This is a genomic window from Bacillus cereus group sp. BfR-BA-01430, assembly GCF_022663115.1.
Taxonomy (GTDB): domain Bacteria; phylum Bacillota; class Bacilli; order Bacillales; family Bacillaceae_G; genus Bacillus_A; species Bacillus_A cereus_BD.
Window position 1 is genome coordinate 1 of the sequence record NZ_JAKUEW010000101.1, and the last position, 223, is coordinate 223.

Genomic DNA, 223 nt, shown 5'->3' on the forward strand with positions numbered 1-223 from the left:
GTACAGGCACCTTTTATCTCGCTAGAAGCTTTTCTTGGCAGCGGGGAATCAAAGACTTCGCTCCATAAGGAGCTTCCCCATCACAGCTCAGCCTTCGCGGTAAGCGGATTTGCCTACTTACCAGCCTAACTGCTTGGACGTGCACAACCAATCGCACGCTTCTTCTATCCTTCTGCGTCCCTCCATTGCTCAAACGATAAAGAGGTGGTACAGGAATATCAAC

Annotated in this window: 1 rRNA gene; it reads right to left on the minus strand. The window is 50.2% G+C overall.

The features are described 5' to 3' along the window. A 23S ribosomal RNA gene (locus MR058_RS23135) occupies positions 1–223 on the minus strand; the annotation flags it as partial.